General features: G+C 71.0%; 11 protein-coding genes and 1 tRNA gene. 4 read left to right on the top strand and 8 right to left on the bottom strand.

Annotated elements, in window-relative coordinates; all coding sequences use genetic code 11:
- Positions 1 to 171 precede the first annotated feature (171 nt).
- A tRNA-Arg gene (locus tag MKK88_RS21670) sits at positions 172 to 248 on the bottom strand.
- A 303-nt stretch (positions 249 to 551) separates the two neighbouring features.
- On the opposite strand from MKK88_RS21670, the gene MKK88_RS21665 reads away from it, so the two are divergent.
- Positions 552 to 1,262, top strand: coding sequence for a L,D-transpeptidase (locus MKK88_RS21665; RefSeq protein ID WP_244003363.1), 711 nt, complete (start codon positions 552 to 554; stop codon positions 1,260 to 1,262).
- 59 nt (positions 1,263 to 1,321) lie between these two features.
- On the opposite strand, the gene MKK88_RS21660 is transcribed toward MKK88_RS21665, so the two are convergent.
- The 7 genes from MKK88_RS21660 to MKK88_RS21630 all read right to left on the bottom strand — a co-directional run bounded on the left by MKK88_RS21660 (position 1,322) and on the right by MKK88_RS21630 (position 9,890).
- Positions 1,322 to 1,663, bottom strand: coding sequence for a GCG_CRPN prefix-to-repeats domain-containing protein (locus tag MKK88_RS21660; protein WP_244003361.1), 342 nt, complete (start codon positions 1,661 to 1,663; stop codon positions 1,322 to 1,324).
- Positions 1,664 to 1,735: 72 nt separating this feature from the next.
- The gene (locus tag MKK88_RS21655; RefSeq protein WP_244003359.1) at positions 1,736 to 1,999 is read right to left on the bottom strand and encodes a GCG_CRPN prefix-to-repeats domain-containing protein; all 264 of its coding nucleotides are present in this window, start codon (positions 1,997 to 1,999) and stop codon (positions 1,736 to 1,738) included.
- Between the two features lie 196 nt (positions 2,000 to 2,195).
- Positions 2,196 to 3,569 (bottom strand): sensor histidine kinase, encoded by a 1,374-nt coding sequence (locus tag MKK88_RS21650; protein WP_244003358.1) that lies wholly within the window; start codon positions 3,567 to 3,569, stop codon positions 2,196 to 2,198.
- Positions 3,569 to 4,300, bottom strand: coding sequence for a response regulator (locus MKK88_RS21645; protein ID WP_244003356.1), 732 nt, complete (start codon positions 4,298 to 4,300; stop codon positions 3,569 to 3,571). The genes MKK88_RS21650 and MKK88_RS21645 overlap by 1 nt, the downstream gene beginning before the upstream one ends.
- A gap of 811 nt (positions 4,301 to 5,111) precedes the next feature.
- A complete protein-coding gene (locus MKK88_RS21640; RefSeq protein WP_244003354.1) occupies positions 5,112 to 8,306 on the bottom strand; it encodes an efflux RND transporter permease subunit in 3,195 nt (1,064 codons plus the stop codon).
- Positions 8,307 to 8,314: 8 nt separating this feature from the next.
- Positions 8,315 to 9,658: an efflux RND transporter periplasmic adaptor subunit gene (locus tag MKK88_RS21635; RefSeq protein WP_244003352.1), complete on the bottom strand. Its 1,344-nt coding sequence runs from the start codon at positions 9,656 to 9,658 to the stop codon at positions 8,315 to 8,317.
- A gap of 34 nt (positions 9,659 to 9,692) precedes the next feature.
- On the bottom strand, positions 9,693 to 9,890 hold the full coding sequence (locus tag MKK88_RS21630) for a polyhydroxyalkanoate synthesis regulator DNA-binding domain-containing protein (RefSeq protein WP_244003350.1): 198 nt from the start codon (positions 9,888 to 9,890) through the stop codon (positions 9,693 to 9,695).
- A gap of 474 nt (positions 9,891 to 10,364) precedes the next feature.
- On the opposite strand from MKK88_RS21630, the gene MKK88_RS21625 reads away from it, so the two are divergent.
- The 3 genes from MKK88_RS21625 to MKK88_RS21615 form a co-directional block, all read left to right on the top strand.
- Entirely contained in the window at positions 10,365 to 11,042 is a 678-nt protein-coding gene (locus MKK88_RS21625) for a response regulator transcription factor (RefSeq protein WP_244003349.1), read from the top strand.
- Positions 11,035 to 12,399 (top strand): sensor histidine kinase, encoded by a 1,365-nt coding sequence (locus MKK88_RS21620; RefSeq protein WP_244003347.1) that lies wholly within the window; start codon positions 11,035 to 11,037, stop codon positions 12,397 to 12,399. Before MKK88_RS21625 ends, MKK88_RS21620 begins: the two co-directional genes overlap by 8 nt.
- Before the next feature lie 230 nt (positions 12,400 to 12,629).
- On the top strand, positions 12,630 to 13,193 hold a 564-nt coding region (locus MKK88_RS21615), incomplete at its 3' end, for a YfdX family protein (protein WP_244003345.1).

Here is a 13,193-nt window from a genome sequence, read left to right as displayed (position 1 = left end):
TCCCTCCCCTGTGCGGGCGCGCTTCGACGCGCCTCTGCGGGGGCAGTGTCGACGGGTCCGGAGCCGGGGTCCAGCGGTTTCGAGGGGGATAGGCGGCACCGTCGAAGCGCCCGGCTGCTGGCTTACCGACCCGGACAAGCCCGCCGTATCATCCACCCGCGGGCGAAGGGCTGGCGACCCCGGTAGGGCTCGAACCTACGACCTGCCGCTTAGAAGGCGGCTGCTCTATCCAGCTGAGCTACGGAGTCTGGTGCCGAAGCCGGGTCGTAGCAGCCACCCCGTCGCGTGTCATCAGGCCTCGCTCGCCCGGGCGACGCGACCATGCCCTGCGCGTGGGTGGATCGATCGGCTGCACTTGGCACGAAGACCGGTGGTCAGATCCAAATTCTATTGCATCGGCCATTCAGCGTTGGACGACGACGCGTATTGGCCACACTCACGACGCATTCCCCCGGTTTTCGAATGTGGACGGCCGAGCTTGTCAGCGGCGCTGCGGCGCGGCCCCCTCACGCTTGGCGGTTCGCGCGGCGGGATACGGGAAGTCCAGAGACATGACGATCGAGGCTCGGAAGACCGGCACCGGCGCGTGGGACGCGGGCGTGCGAGGCGGGCCGCAGGCGGCCCTGCTCAGCCGCCGGGCGTTCCTGGCCGGCTCGACCCTCGGTGCGGGCGCTTTGGCGCTCGGCGGTTGCGGAACCACCGACACGCTCCTCCTGGCCGAGGCGCGGAACACCTACGCGCCGATGCCCAACGAGAAGTTCCCGATCCCGGCGGTCGACATCAGTAAGGTCGACCCGAAGTATTACCGCCGGACCGTCGCCTATGAGACCAAGGAGGCGGCCGGCACGATCATCGTCGATCCCGCCAATTACTACGTCTACCGTGTCGAGGGCGACGGATCCGCAACCCGGTATGGCGCCAATGTCGGCCGCCAGGGGTTCCTGTGGAACGGGGACGCCTATGTCGGCCGCAAGTCCGAATGGGCGACCTGGACGCCGCCCGCTGAGATGATCCGGCGCCAGCCCGAGGCCGCGAAATACGCCCGCGGGATGCCGGGCGGCCTCGACAATCCCCTGGGCGCCCGCACCCTCCACCTCTACCAGAACGGCGCCTACACGCTCTACACGATCTACGCGAGCAGCGACGCGGAATCGATCGGCACCGGCATCACGAGCGGCTGCGTCGGCCTGCTCAGCCAGGACATGATCCACCTCTACGCGCGCACGCCGGTCAAGACGAAGGTTGTTGTCCTGCCGGCGTAGGGCCTCGGCCCCAAGCCGGCCGGCGGGACGCGGTGAGGCCCGCCGCCCCGCCGGATGCCTCAGAAGTGCCGGTGCCAGCCCCCGTGCCGGAACCCGCCCCAGCGGTGTCCGCCGCGATGCCAGGCGAAGCCGCGGTGCCAGTTGCGGTGCCACGCGTAGTGGTACCGAGAGTGCCAGCGGTAGCCGCCCCACCGGTGATAGCCGAACCGCCGGTAGCCGGGGCCGTAGGCATAGGGGCGGTAGACGAAGGGGCGGTACGCGTAGGGCCGCCAGTTCGGCCGGCACCAGCCGTAGACGCCCCGGTGGAAGCCGGGGCCGCACCCGTCCCGGGCTTCCGCGGCCGGGGCGGCGAGCAGCACCCCCGACACCAGGACGAGAGATAAGGCGAGCTTGCGGATCATGATGGACTCCGATCGGACGTGATGAGCGTCCGGCCCGCGGCCGGACGCGTCGGGTTGCCGGAGAGGGCTGGTTCAGTTCGGCCAGCAACGGCGGCCGTAGGGGCCGATGTGGAAGCCGGCCGGGCAGGAGTGGCCGCGGAGGTAGCCGCCCCACTGGCCGCCCGTGCGGCAGCCACCATAGGGACCCCGGTGGCCGTAGGGCCCGCAGCCGCCGTAGACCTGGATGATCTGCGCATCGCCGGGGCCGGTGGACACCGCGTCCTGAACCAGCGGCAGGGCCGAGGCGGGGGCCGCGAGGGCGACCAGCAGGCCGGCGGGGGCGAGGACCTTCAGCATCGCTCGATTCCTTCTGCTCGGAGGGACCGGGCGCGGCACACGGCCATCCCGGTCCGAGGTCCCGGCGGCGGGCATGCCGCATCGGGTTGAGCGAAGGTTCGCTCCCTGGATGTGCTTCGATGTGACGGGTTCGCGCGACCTCGTAACGTTGTGTGACCGCGGCTTGCCGTTCCGTTTCACCGGCCCGTTCAACCGGTCAGGCGAGGGCCGGGAGCGTCACCACGAGGCGCGCGCCGCCGGACGCCGCGGCCTCGGCCACGATCGTGCCGCCATGGGCCTCTGCGATCTGCCGGGCGATGGCGAGCCCGAGCCCGGTGCCCCCGGTCTGCCGGTTCCGCGAGCGCTCGACCCGGTAATACGGGCTGAACACGGCGGCGCGCTCCGCCTCCGGGATGCCCGGCCCGTCATCCTCGACCACGACCTGACAGGCCGTGCCCGCGCGCCGCACCGCCACGGCGACCGACGAGCGGCCGAACTTGACCGCGTTGCCGATCAGGTTGGCGATCACCCGGCGCAGGGCGAGGGCATCGCCCGCCACGGTGGCGTCCGGCACCTCCTCCCCCGACAGGCTGATCCGCGCGCCCTGCGCGGCGTGTTCGGCGACCTCGACCGCCACGATGTCGGCGAGATCGACCGGCGCCCGCCCGATCTCGGCGGCGGTGCCGCGGGCGAAGCCGAGCGAGGTCTCGATCAGCGCTGTCATCGCGGCGAGATCGTCGATCAGCCGATCCCGCCGTTCCGGTTCGGCGATGCCCTCGGCCCGCAGGCGCATGCGCGTCAGGTAGGTCTTGAGATCGTGGGAGATCGCGCCGATCAGCATCGAGCGCTCGGCCATCAGGCCGACGATGCGCTCCTGCATCGCCTGCACGGCCTGGGTGAGGCGCCGGATCTCCGGGGCGCCCTGCGGCGTGGCGGTCCGCTCGGTGACACGGCCGTCGAAGCGGGACACGGCTTCGGTCAGGCGGCGCAGCGGCGCGAGCTCGTGCCGGGTGCCGACGATGACGAGGCCGGCGGCCACGACGCCGAGCACCGCCACCCACAGGCTGAGCGGCTGCCCGAGCAGCCACGGCATGAGCGAGCGGTGCTTGGTGATCGCCGAGATGACCAGAACCCGCCCGTCCGGCAGCCGGTAGGTGGCGAGCGCCAGACCGCCTATGGCCCGGTGCCCGGTTCCGCCGGCGCGGTCGGCCGGGCCGATGCCCCGGTAGAACATCGTCGGCTCGGTGAAGGCGCGAATGCCGTCGGAGGCGTCGCCGGTCAGCCGGCGCAGGCGTCCTTCGAGGACGGGATCGCGGATCATCTCCGAAGGCTCGGGCGGTGCGTCCACGATCTCGGCCCGCAGCGCCTCGCCGTTCACGGCCCGCAGGATGGCTGGCCGCTGGGCCGGATCCGCGTCCGTCATCAGCGCCATGATGCCGGCCGCCTGATCGAGGCGGGGGAAGCGCGAGGCGTAGGGCGAGCGTTCCTGGCTGCGCTGCCAGCGGTCGATGCCGAAGGTCGCCACGACGAGCAGGGACAGCGCCCCCAGCAGGACCAGCATGATCCGCCCGAGGAGGCCGATCCGCGCCATCACGACGCCCCGGTCTTCACCGGCGCGGCCAGGATGTAGCCCGCATTGCGCACGGTCTTGATCAGGCCCGCCGTGGCGCTGCCCGCCGCATCGAGCCTGTGGCGCAGGCGGCTGACCTGCACGTCGATGGTGCGGTCGAAGGCGTCGGCGGTGCGGCCGCGGGTCCAGTCGAGGAGCTGGTCGCGCGAGAGCACCCGCTGGGGCCGGGTGACGAAGCAGTGCAGCAGATCGTACTCGGCGCTGGTCAGCGGGATCTCGGCGGCGGGCTCGCCGATCGTCACGGTGCGGGCCGCGAGGTTGATGGCGAGATCGGCCACGCTCAGCGTCTTCGGACCGGCCTCTGCGGCCGGGGCGGCGGCGCCGGTCCGGCGCAGGACGGCGCGGATGCGGGCCAGCAGCACCCGCGGGTTGAACGGCTTCGAGACGTAATCGTCGGCGCCCATCTCCAGGCCGAGCACCCGATCGATATCCTCGTCCTTGGCGGTCAGCATCACGATGGGCGGCCCGCCCGCCGCGCGCAGGCGCCGGCAGATCGAGAGACCGTCCTCCCCCGGCAGCATCCAGTCGAGCACGATCAGGTCCGGCGCCGGTCCTGCCGCGAGGGCGCGATCGAGGCTCGCGCCGCCATCGACGGCGACGACGCGCAGGCCCTCGCCCTCCAGGTAGCCGGCGAGCAGGGCGCGGATTTCGGGATCGTCCTCGACGATGGCGATGGTGGTGCCGTCGGTCATGATCCGAGGATAGGCCGGCCGGGCGGCACGGCAACGCGAATACGGCCGCTGTCACAAAACGTTACAGGCCGCCCGCCGCCCGTCACATCCGGGCATGGCCCGGGCGCGACGGTCCCGCGCACCCCGGCCGGCCCCGGACGGGCCGTGGCGGCGAGAGGCAAAGGGCCCATGGCAGACAAGAGGCGCAGGACGGCATCCCATCCCGCATCCCCGTTCCGGCTCACCGTGAGAGCCGTTGCGGTCGCGGGGGCGCTCGCCCTCCACGGCGGCCCGGCCCGGGCGGACCCCTCCGGAACGCTTCGCCTCGGCGACGGCTCGGAGACCTACCGCGGCTATCGCATCACCATGGCCCCGGACGTCCCGAACGCGGAGATCGGCCGGTTGCGGCAGGCGGCCGAGCATCAGGTCGATCTGGTGGAGGCGACGCACCTCGACCCCGGCATCAAGGACTTCCTGCGCGGCTTCCCGGTGATGGTGCGATCGGGACCCGACGCGGGCGGCCACTACAGCGGCGGCGACAGCGTGACCATCGCGGTCGATGACCCGAAGGACGACCGCCCGGTGCTGCTGCACGAATACATGCACGTCTATCACTTCCGGCGACTGCCCGGCGGCCGGGACAACCCGGATATCCTGACTTTCTACCGGCGCGCGAAGGCCGGGCACTTCTATCCGGCCGACGCTTACCTGTTGAGCAATCCGGGCGAATTCTTCGCGATGACGGCGAGCGCCTTCCTGCACGGCCGGCTGGCCCGCGAGCCCTTCACCCGCGCGGAACTGCGCCGGACGCAGCCGGTCTATTACGGCTACCTCAAGGGGCTGTTCGGCGCCCCGCACGCGGCGCAGCCGGTTCCGTCCCGCTTGGCCGAGACCGGGCCGCCGCCGCCGCCGTGCGGTCCGCCTTCGACCGACCCAGGCGCAGGTCCGCCACCCACGGATAGACGGCCGGCAGCACCACGAGGGTGAGCAAGGTCGCCGAGATCAGCCCGCCGATCACCACCGTGGCGAGCGGCCGCTGCACTTCGGCCCCCGCGCTGGTGGACAGCGCCATCGGCAGGAAGCCCAGGGCCGCCACCAGGGCCGTCATCATCACCGGGCGCAGCCGCATCTCGGCCGCCTGCGTCGCCGCCTCCCGGGGATCGAGGCCGGACCCCTCAAGGTCGCGGATGTAGCTCGTCAGCACGACGCCGTTCAGGATCGCGATGCCGAAGGTCGCGATGAAGCCGATCGCCGCCGAGATCGAGAACGGCATGTCGCGCAGCGTCAGCGCCACGATGCCGCCGGTGGCCGCCATGGGCACGTTGAGGAAGATCAGCCCGGCGAGGCGGATGTCGCCGAACATCATCACCAGCAGCAGCAGGATCGCCGCGAGCGCGGCGGGCACCACCACGGTGAGCCGGGCGGTCGCCTCCTGCAGGTTCTGGAACTGCCCGCTCCAGACCAGCGAGTAGCGCGGCGGCAGCTTCACCTGCTGGTCGACGGCCGCCTTGGCGGCGTCCACGAAGCTCTGGACGTCGCGGCCGCGGACATTCGCCTGCACGGAGATCCGCCGCTGCAGGCGCTCGCGGCTGATCTGCGCGGGGCCGGAAGCCACATCCACGCTGGCGACCATCGACAGCGGCACCATCATCCGGCTGCCCGCCTCCCGGCCGGGATCGCCGGTGCCGGACCGGCCGACCGGCAGGGCGCGAATCCGCTCGATGTCGCTGCGGTCGGCGGGATCGAGCCGCACTACAATCTCGGTGATCGAATTGTCGTCGCCGTAGACGACGCCGCTGGTCCGGCCGCCGATGCTCTCGACCATGTCGAGCACGTCCGACACGTTGATGCCGTAGCGGGCCGCCTTGGCGCGGTCGACCTGGATCGTGAGCGCCGGCATGCCGGCCTGCGCCTCGGCCTTCACGTCCGCCGCCCCGTCGACCCCCGAGACCGCGCGTACGATGGCGTCGGCCGTGTCCTTGAGGGTCTTCAGGTCGTCGCCGTAGAGGCTGATCGCCACGTCGCCGCGCACGCCCTCCAGCAGGTCGTCCATGCGCATCTGGATCGGCTGGGAGAAGCTGTAGGCGACCCCCGGCACCTCCTCCTTGAGGCGCTTGTCGAAGGCCGCCACCAAGCCCTCCTGCGTGTCGGCGGTCTTCCACGTGTCGGGATCGGTGAGGGTGATGAAGCTGTCGGTCGATTCGACGCCCATCGGGTCGGTCGGGATCTCGGCACTGCCGGTGAGCGAGACGACGCGCTTCACCTCCGGGAACGACTTCAGCACCCGCTCGATGCGGGTCACCGTGGCGAGCGAGGCGGAGAGATCGATCCCCGGCAGCTTCTCGGAGGTGATGACGATCGAGCCCTCGGACAGTTTCGGCAGGAACTCGCCGCCGAGCCGGGTCGCCAGCACGCAGGAGCCCGCGAACAGGGCGAGCGTCGCCAGCACGGTCGTGAGGGCGTGCCGCTCGGCCGCCTTCAGCAGCGGCGTATAGGCGGCGCGCAGCCAGTGGACGAGGCGCGTCTCCCGCTCGCCGACGCCGCGGCCGGCGAGGAAGATCGCGGCGAGCGCCGGCATCAGCGTCATGGTGACGACCAGCGAGCCGGAGAGCGCCAGGATGACGGTCAGCGCCATCGGCACGAACATCTTGCCGGCCACGCCCTCCAGCGCCAGGATCGGCACGTAGACGAGGATGATGATCGCCACCGCGAACATCACGGGCTTGGCCACCTCGGCCGCGGCGTCCCGGATCAGGTCCTGGGGCGGACGGTCCGGGTGCTCGCCGCGGGCGCGCAGGACGTTCTCGACCATCACCACGGCCCCGTCGACGATCAGGCCGAAATCGATGGCGCCCAGGCTCATCAGGTTTCCCGAGATACCGAGCAGCCGCATGCCGACAAACGCCATCAGCATCGCGAGCGGGATCGCGGCGGCGACGATCAACCCGGCCCGGAGGTTGCCCAGCAGCAGCAGCAGGACGACGATGACGAGGACCGCGCCTTCGAGGAGGTTGTGCTCCACGGTGTGGATCGTGCGGTCCACGAGCGCGCTGCGGTCGTAATAGGGCACGATCTCCATGCCCGGCGGCAGTTGCGGGCGCAGATCGTCGATGGTCTTCTTGACCCCGCCGACCACCGCGCTGGCATTGTCGCCGTACTGCATCAGCGCGATGCCCACGACCGTCTCACCCGCGGCATCGTGCGTCACGGCCCCGAGCCGGACCTTGGGGGCCTCCACGACGGTCCCCAGCGTCGCCATGGTCACCGGCACGCCCCCGGGTCCGGTGGCGACCACGATGTTGGCGATGTCCTCCGGACCCTTGGCGAGGCCGAGGCCGCGGATCACCTCCTGCTGGTCGTTGTGCTCGATATAGGCGCCGCCCCGGGCCGCATTGTTGTCGGCGAGCGCGGTGAAGATCTGGGCGAGGCTGACGCCGTAGCGGCGCAACGCGTCGGCCGAGACCTGGACCTCGTAGGTCGGCATCTGGCCGCCGTAGATGTTCACGTCGACGATGCCGGGCGTGAGCTTGAGCTTCGGCGCGATCGTCCATTGCAGGGTGCGGCGGAGCTGCATCGGCGTGTAGGCGGGCCCGCGCAGCTCGAACTGGTAGATCTCGCCGAGCCCCGTCGCCATCGGGCCCATCTGCGGGTCGCCGACGCCCGCCGGCATCATGCCCTTCGCGGCCAGCAGGCGCTGGAAAACTTGACTGCGCGCCTCTGTGATCGGCACGCCGTCCGCGAAGCTGACGTAGACCGCCGAGACCCCGGCCCGCGACGTCGAGCGGATGCCAGTGAGACCGGGCGCCCCCGCCATGGCATTCTCCACCGGGAAGGTGACGAGCCGCTCGACCTCCAGCGGCCCCAGGCCTGGCGACAGGGTCAGGATCATCACCTGCTTGGGCGAGATGTCGGGCACCGCGTCGATCGACAGGCCTTCGAGATTGGCCACGCCCCCCGCCGCCGCCGCGAGGGCGATCATCAGCACCAGGAACCGGCGGCGGACTAGGAGGGCGAACCACGACCGCATCGGAGGCCTCAATCCGTCGAGCCGAGCAGGCTGCGCAGCAGGATCGCCTTCAGCCCGAAGCTGCCCTTCGTCGCCACGCTCTCTCCGGCCGTCACGCCGCTCCGCACCTCGACCCAGTCGGCGCGCTGGATCCCAAGCGTCAGGGCGCGTCGCTCGAACTGATCGGGCGCCTTGCGCACAAAGGCGATCGGCCCCTGTTCGGTCTGCTGGACGGAGGCCGCCGGCACGGTGACGCCCTCCCGGCCGAGATCCGCAGCGATCGTCACGGACACGAACATGTTGGCGCGCAGCAGATCGCCGGGATTGTCGAGTTCGATCCGGGCGGGCGCGGTGTTGGTGTTCGTGTCCAGGGCGGCGTTCACCGAGCGGACCCGGCCGTCGAGGGGGGCTTGGCCCGGGATCGGGCTCTCGACGACGGCGGTGTCGCCGGCCTTCACCCGTCCGATATCGGGCCCGTAGAGGTTGGCCAGCACGAGGATGCGGGTCGGATCGGCGACCGTGAAGGCGTCGCGGGTGGTGTCGACGACCTCGCCGAGCGTCACGCCGACCCTGGTCACGACTCCAGCGATCGGGGTCACGACGGCGCTGGTTCCGGGGGCCCCCCCCTCGGTCGGGGCGAGGCGCTGATATTGCGCCCGGTACATCTCGGCGTTGGCCTGGGCCGATTTCACCGCCGCCTGGGCCTTGGCGAGATCGACCTGCCGCCGCTCCACCTCAGCTTGGGCGACGCCGCCGAACTTGAGCTGCTCCTGGCCGCGCTTGAGCTGCAGCGCGGCCACCGCCTCGGAGGCCTGCGCCTCGCCGAGGGAGGCCTGCGCGGCGAGGTAGCCGTTGCGCGCGTCGAGGAGAGAGGCGGCGTCGAGGGTCGCGAGGGTCTCGCCCGCCTGAACCCGGTCGCCGGGCTGGACCGCGAGGCTCAGCACCCGCCCAGGGGTCCGGGGCTTGAGATGGGTCACACGCCGCTCGTCGAAGGAGACGGTGCCGGGGACGTGCAAAGGCAGCACGATCCGGCGGGTCTCCGCCGTCCCGAAGGCGAGGCCGATCCGCGTCTGCCCGGCCGCGTCGAGGGTGACGCGATCGGGATCGGCCGGCGCGGCGTCGGACTTGTCGGTCTCCGCCGCCGGCGTGCTCGGCGCGGGCGGCGCGAGGTCGAGCGCCGAGAGGATGGGCGCTCGCTCGAACCAGCCCGCCGCAGCGAGGCCGGCCACAGCCAGCAGGAGGAGCACGCGCACGCCGAACCGGCGGCGCGGTGCGACCGGGGCGGGCGGCGGAGTTACCGCCTCGTCCAGGCCCTCCGGCTCGACCGCTTCTGCTTCTGTGGCGCGGGCGTGCGCCTCCGCGTTCAGTGTCATCGGCGCGCGCACCGATCTCCGGAGAGGGTCGGGCTCATGCGTCAAAACCCGGGCGCAACACCTCATCGCTCACGAAGCGCCCGGTCTCGACCTCGCGGACCACCACCTCGTAGCCCGCGCTGCGGAATTCCTTCAACCGGTCCACCGAGACATAGCTCCGCGTCTCCACGTCGTAGAGACGGGACTGGGCGTATCGGTTGATGAGGCGCCGAGGACGCTTCTTCCTAGGCATGATTGACACCCGGGGGACGGCGTCGGGCCAGGCGAGGACGATCGGGCTTCGGGTTTAGCCACCGAAGAGGGGGCGCGCCGCGTTCTGAAAGTTCTTGCCCCTCACTCTGTCCCGCCCCCGCATGGGAGAGGGGACCCGCGCGCCCTCCTGCAACCGTGGAGCCGGCCCTGATGCCCGGCTCCTGCGAAGGCTCGCGGGGGAGATTGGGGATTTCCTGCCGTTCACCGCGAACGGCGCTGCAGGGATCCGCACGGCGAGCCCATCGGGGCGCACGCGTTCTGCGGGGCGGGGTCTGCATCGAGGCGATCCGGTGAGACAAAACGGGCCGTGAAACCGGCGCCGGTACGCGCTAGAGTCATTCTAATAAGTTGGGCGAAGCCGATGCGGCGCCACTAAATTCGGGTTCACAGTGGCGTCGGCACGGGACCGGCTGGTCGAAGTGCGGCAGAGGGGACACGAGCCGGAGGCGCAAGCGTGGCAAGGGTGCTGCTGATCGAGGACGATGCGGAGACGGCGGGCGTCGTGCTCGACGATCTGCGCGGGCGCGGTCACGCGGTCACCTGGGCGGCGACCGGCCCCGAGGGCGCGCGGGCGGCCCGGGGCGGCGCCTGGGGGGCGATCATCCTCGACCGGATGCTGCCCGGCCAGGACGGGCTCGCCGTCCTGCAGGACCTGCGCCGCGACGGCGACCGGACCCCCGCCCTGGTGCTGAGCGCCCTCGGCGACGTGGACGAGCGGATCCGCGGCCTGCGGGCCGGCGGTGACGATTACCTCGCCAAACCCTTCGCGCTCGGGGAACTCGCCGCCCGGATCGAGGCGCTGCTCCGGCGCCCGGTGGACAGCCGCGAGACCCTGCTGCGGGTCGGAAGCCTGGAGATCGACCTGATCGCCGGAACCGGCCGGCGCGGCGCGCGCGACCTCGAATTGCTGCCGCGCGAACTCAAGCTCCTCGCCTATCTGATGCGGGCGCCCGGCCAGATCGTCACCCGGGCGATGCTGTTCGAGGAGGTCTGGAACTATCGGTTCACCCCGAAATCAAACCTGATCGACGTCCATCTCGGGCGCCTGCGCCGCAAGCTCGAGGCCTCCGGCGAGCCGCCCCTGATCCAGAACGTGCGCGGCCTCGGCTTCACCTTCACGCCCGATGACTGATTTTCTCCGCTCCACAACCCTACGCTGGGCCCTGGGGATTGCCCTGTGGTCGGTGCTGCTCGCCCTGACGATGTTCGCCTTCATCTACTGGCAGACGGCCGCCTATCTGCGTGAGGAACTGGCCGAGACGCTACGCCTCGAAGTCCGCGCCGTCGCCGCCGATCCCGCCTCCGCGGCTCTGCGGGTCGACACGTGGACCGCCATGGACCTGCACGCCAATCACTACGGCGGTCTGTTCGGTTCCGATGGGACGCGTCGGGCCGGCAACCTCGACGCGATGCCCGAACACCTCGCCCGCGACGGGGATGCCGACCGCGTGAGCGCCGTCGTCCAGGTCGCCGGGCGCAGGCTCGACGACGAGATCTGGGCGGCCGCCCTGCCGTTGCCCGACGGCAGCACGGTGGTGATCGCCCACGATTCCGACGAGATCGACCGCGTGCGGGTGACGACCCTGCGGGCACTCGGCCTCGGCCTCGTGCCGACGCTGGCCCTGTCGGGGCTCGGCGGCCTCCTCCTCGCGCGGCGGGGCCGCCGACGGCTGGCCGCCACCGAGGCGGCTTTGGCCGAGGTGATGCGCGGCGATCTGCGTCGGCGCCTGCCGGTCGGGACCCGGGGCGACGAGTTCGACCGGCTGGCCGCGAACGTGAACCGGATGCTCGACGAGATCGAACACCTGATGGACGAGGTCCGCAGCGTCGGCGACGCCGTGGCCCACGACCTGCGCACGCCGCTGACGCGCCTGCGCGCCCGTCTGGAACGCAGCCGGACCCAGGCCCGGACGGTGGAGGCGTTTCACGAGACGATCGACCAGGGCCTCGCCTGGATCGACCAGACGCTCGCCATGGTCACGGCCGTGCTGCGGATCGGCGCGATGGAGGAAGGCCGCCGGACCGCCTTCGCACCGGTCGATCTCGGCGAGGTGGCGGCGGCGGCCGTGGACCTGTTCGAGCCGACCGCCGAGGAGAAAGGTGTGCACCTCACCCTCGCGATCGCGGCCGGCCTTCCCGCCATTCAGGGCGACCGCGATCTCTGCTTCGAGGCCCTGTCGAACCTCCTCGACAACGCGCTGAAGTTCACGCCGCAGGGGGGCGCCGTGTGCGTGCGGCTCATGCGCCTGGGTGGCACGGTCAGCCTCGCCGTTGAGGATACGGGACCCGGCCTGCCGGCCACCGAGCGCGACAAGATCTTCCAGCGCTTCTACCGCGCGGAAGTCGCACGCCAGACCCCGGGCAACGGCCTCGGATTGAGCTTGGTGGCAGCGATCGCCAAGCTCCACGCGGCCACGGTGAGTGTCCACCCGGCCTCGACGGGCGGTTGCCGCTTCGATCTGCTGTTTCCCGCGGCCAGGACCGGTTGAGGCGGTCCCCGGCCTGAGGGATCCGATGATGGCCGGCAGGCATCCGGGCCCGATCGCGAGACCGTGACAGCGCCCGCCCCAGTCTCTACGGGGCGCCGCCGCCCACATGGCCGAACTTTAATCCCATGGACATGCGACCAACAACGCGGATGAATATTATCTGAACACGCAAAGAACGAGACAGATACAGTGGAATGTCTTGGTTCATGCGCTCAGATGGAGTCAGAAAGATGTCTTATCGCAAATCCATGACTGCGGCGCTGGTGCTCACCACCATCCTGGGCGGGACCGCTTTCGCTGCGGAACAGGCCGCCCAGCAGCCGACCGCGCAGCAGACCGCGATCGGCAAGGACGTGGGCAAGCTGTCGAAGGATGGCGCGCAGGCGTTCCGCGATCTTCAGCTGACGCGGCTGGCCATCTTCGAGGCCGATCCCGCCCAGGCCAAGACCCTGATCGGCAAGACGCAGGCCGCCTTCACCAAGGCCAAGTCCGATGACGCGGTGTTCACCAAGGCGGAGGCCGACCTGAAGACGCCCGCCGATATGGCCGGCCACAAGGGGATGGCCCAGTCCGCGACCACCACGACCCAGCCGGCCTCCAAGGATCAGGTCGCCTGGGTGCCGGTCGACGCGCAGCTGACGCTCGGCGACGACTTCGTGGCCACCCCCGAGAAGGCCTCGGCCGTAACCGAGGCGAACAAGAACCTCGCGCAGGGCGACCAGAAGGGCGCGATGGAGAAGCTCAAGCTCGCCCATGTCGACGTGAACTTCACGATGGCGGTGCTGCCGCTGAAC

The organism is Methylobacterium sp. E-005, assembly GCF_022829725.1.
In the GTDB taxonomy this organism is placed as follows: Bacteria; Pseudomonadota; Alphaproteobacteria; order Rhizobiales; family Beijerinckiaceae; genus Methylobacterium.
The sequence above is the reverse complement of the archived record's forward strand: the minus strand, read 5'-3'. Positions and strand labels throughout refer to the sequence as shown.

Bases quoted from the DNA above. Each gene is read 5' to 3' on its own strand.
- MKK88_RS21630 (WP_244003350.1), bottom strand. From the start codon at position 9,890: ATGCCTAGGAAGAAGCGTCCTCGGCGCCTCATCAACCGATACGCCCAG.
- MKK88_RS21645 (WP_244003356.1), bottom strand. From the start codon at position 4,300: ATGACCGACGGCACCACCATCGCCATCGTCGAGGACGATCCCGAAATC.
- MKK88_RS21655 (WP_244003359.1), bottom strand. From the start codon at position 1,999: ATGCTGAAGGTCCTCGCCCCCGCCGGCCTGCTGGTCGCCCTCGCGGCC.
- MKK88_RS21620 (WP_244003347.1), top strand. From the start codon at position 11,035: ATGACTGATTTTCTCCGCTCCACAACCCTACGCTGGGCCCTGGGGATT.
- MKK88_RS21635 (WP_244003352.1), bottom strand. From the start codon at position 9,658: ATGACACTGAACGCGGAGGCGCACGCCCGCGCCACAGAAGCAGAAGCG.
- MKK88_RS21665 (WP_244003363.1), top strand. From the start codon at position 552: ATGACGATCGAGGCTCGGAAGACCGGCACCGGCGCGTGGGACGCGGGC.
- MKK88_RS21660 (WP_244003361.1), bottom strand. From the start codon at position 1,663: ATGATCCGCAAGCTCGCCTTATCTCTCGTCCTGGTGTCGGGGGTGCTG.
- MKK88_RS21640 (WP_244003354.1), bottom strand. From the start codon at position 8,306: ATGCGGTCGTGGTTCGCCCTCCTAGTCCGCCGCCGGTTCCTGGTGCTG.
- MKK88_RS21650 (WP_244003358.1), bottom strand. From the start codon at position 3,569: ATGGCGCGGATCGGCCTCCTCGGGCGGATCATGCTGGTCCTGCTGGGG.